The organism is Thalassobacter sp. (assembly GCF_982993085.1).
On sequence record NZ_CEZFMW010000212.1, the window covers coordinates 1 to 2,886 of the forward strand.

Genomic DNA, 2,886 nt, shown 5'->3' on the forward strand with positions numbered 1-2,886 from the left:
AAGGCAGAGGACGCGGCTTCGGTCGAGACCTTCAAAGCCGCAGGCGTTGAGATCGCTGAAATGACACAGGACGATTTCGACAAGTGGCGCGCACTGGCGATGGAAACTTCCTACGCTGAGTTTGTGGCGGGCTACCCAGCGGGTCAAGACCTGCTCGATAAGGCCCTTGCTGTCGAGTAATCTGCACTTTGGTCGGGCGGCCTGAACGGTGCGCCCGATCCATCGACCACATCCAACAAGAATAATCAGGAGGCTGGTATGTCTGGCCAAACAACGGGCGCGTCCGCGCGCACGGGGGATAACCCTTTTCTAAAAGGCGTGGCGTTTCTGTCGCTCCTGTCGGGCTGGACGGCGGCGACGTTGATCGTGGTGTCGGTGATGATCACCTGCCAGATGATCTTTGTCCGCTTCGTCTTGAACCAATCGACGATCTGGCAAACAGAGGCTGTCGTGTACATGATGATCGCGGCCACAATGCTAGGTCTGCCGTACGTGCAATACCTGCGCGGTCATGTGAACGTAGACCTGATCCCGCTGGCCCTACCGCCGCGTCTGCGCAAAGCGTTGTTTTTCGTCACCATGCTGACGGGGATCGCGATCATCTGTGTGATGACATTTTATTCCTATGAATACTGGCACATCGCGTGGGAACGGAACTGGCGGTCTGATACCGTTTGGGGCGTGCGCTTGTGGATCCCATACATGGCATTGCCCATCGGGTTCGCGCTGTTCGTGTTGCAAATGATCGCTGACACGGTCGCGGTTGCCATCGGCGTTGATACGCCCTTCGGACTGGAGGAGTAGAGATGGATCCGCTCTTGCTTGGCCTTCTGGTCGCATTTTTCACTATTTTTGTCTTGTTCTCTGGCGTGTCCGTGGCGACTGGGCTGTTGATTGTCTCGGCGGGTTTCCTGATCGCTTTTGACGGGATGCGGTCGCTAGAACTGATGCCCGAAATCATGTTTGGCAAGCTCAACAACTTTGCGCTGTTGTCGATCCCGATGTTCATCATCATGGGGGCGGCGATTGCCTCAACCCGTGCCGGCGCCGACCTGTACGAAGCGCTGGAGCGTTGGTTGACCCGCGTGCCCGGTGGTCTCGTGATCTCTAACCTTGGGGCCTGCGCGCTGTTTTCGGCGATGTCCGGGTCCAGCCCCGCAACTTGTGCGGCCATTGGCAAAATGGGCATCCCCGAGATGCGCAAGCGTGGCTATCCCGATGAGGTGGCTTCTGGCTCAATTGCCGCGGGCGGCACCTTGGGCATTCTGATCCCGCCGTCGGTTACGATGATCGTCTACGGCATCGCGACCGAGACTTCGATCGGGCGTCTGTTTCTGGCGGGTGTTCTGCCGGGGTTGATGCTGGTGGCGTTGTTCATGGCGTGGTCGCTCTATTCCACGGCGCGCTCTGGCAACATGCAGGTCCTGACCAAGGTGAACTACACATGGAAGGAAAAATTCGAAATCCTGCCCCGCGTTACACCGTTCATCCTGATCATCTTTGGCGTGCTCTATGCCATGTATGGCGGCGTCGCGACCCCATCTGAGACCGCAGCTGTGGGCGCGCTTCTGTGTCTCGTGATCGCGATGATCATTTACAAGCTGTGGAACCCAAAGGACCTGTGGGTTGTCCTGCGCGACAGCACCAAGGAATCGGTGATGATCTTGTTCATCATCGGGGCGGCTGGCGTGTTCAGCTTCATGCTTTCATCGCTGTTCATCACGCAGTCAATTGCGGCGTGGATCGGCACATTGGATGTGAACCCTTGGGTCTTGATGCTGGCGGTGAACATCTTCTTGCTGATCGCGGGCTTCTTTTTGCCGCCTGTCGCGGTGATCTTGATGGCGGCACCCATCCTGTTGCCGATCATCACAACCGCTGGGTTTGACTCCATCTGGTTTGCGGTGATCCTGACGATCAACATGGAAATCGGGCTGATTTCGCCACCCGTGGGCCTGAACTTGTATGTCATTAATGGCATCGCGCCTGACATCAAGCTCAAGACCATCCTGATGGGCTCGCTGCCTTATGTTGCCTGCATGGTCATCGCGATCCTGCTGTTGTGCTTCTTTCCCGGGATCGCAACCTGGCTGCCCGACTACGTGATGGGGCCAGCAGTATGAGCCTTCTCGGTGGCCTTCTTTCGACTGTTTTTGAGCGGCGCTACCGAGGTGACAAGGGGGCGGGCCAAGTGTCTCGCCCCTTCGTCGACCTCACCGTGGACCTTATGCGGACCACGGGTGAGGGTACGGGCATGGCAGTGGCCCGTGCCATTCTTGATAAGTTCGCAGCCAGTGATGATGACGAAAAGCTCGCGTTTTTTCGGCATCTGGCTGAGGATCTGACAATTTCGCCCAGCGATGTTCGCACTGCATTGGACGCCTATGAGCAGGGCCAGACAAAGGCCAGCTACCGGGCGTTTATGACAGCGGCAGAGCCCCCCCGCCAAGAGCTGATCCGCCGCCTCAATCAGGTGCCCGGTGCGACGCGGCAGTTGGTGGCGATGCGCGCTGACCTGCTGCGTCTGGGTCGGGGCGAGGCCGCGCTTGATGCGCTCGATCTCGATTTTCGGCACCTTTTGTCCAGTTGGTTTAACCGTGGCTTTCTGGTCCTGATGCCGATCACATGGGAAAGCCCCGCGCATATCCTAGAGAAAATCATCGCCTATGAGGCTGTGCACGCGATTGACAGTTGGGGTGCTTTGCGCGCCCGGCTTGAACCCGCGGACCGCCGCTGTTTTGCGTTCTTTCACCCCGCTATGCCCGATGAGCCGTTAATCTTTGTGGAGGTCGCATTGACGGGCGGCATCCCCGGCTCGGTTCAGGGGGTTCTGTCCGAAGACCGCCCCGTGCTTGAGGCAGAGGGCGCCGACACGGCCGTGTTCTA

Annotated in this window: 3 protein-coding genes and 1 pseudogene; all 4 read left to right on the forward strand. The window is 58.3% G+C overall.

Annotation, left to right across the window (positions count from 1 at the left end; genetic code table 11):
* Nucleotides 1–180, forward strand: a pseudogene (locus AC4GMC_RS18025) (TRAP transporter substrate-binding protein DctP); the annotation flags it as partial.
* A 78-nt stretch (nt 181–258) separates the two neighbouring features.
* Nucleotides 259–804 (forward strand): TRAP transporter small permease, encoded by a 546-nt coding sequence (locus tag AC4GMC_RS18030; protein WP_487878237.1) that lies wholly within the window; start codon nt 259–261, stop codon nt 802–804.
* A gap of 2 nt (nt 805–806) precedes the next feature.
* Nucleotides 807–2,123, forward strand: coding sequence for a TRAP transporter large permease (locus AC4GMC_RS18035; protein WP_487879002.1), 1,317 nt, complete (start codon nt 807–809; stop codon nt 2,121–2,123).
* On the forward strand, nt 2,120–2,886 hold a 767-nt coding region (locus tag AC4GMC_RS18040), incomplete at its 3' end, for a malonyl-CoA decarboxylase domain-containing protein (protein WP_488084013.1). The genes AC4GMC_RS18035 and AC4GMC_RS18040, both read left to right, overlap by 4 nt.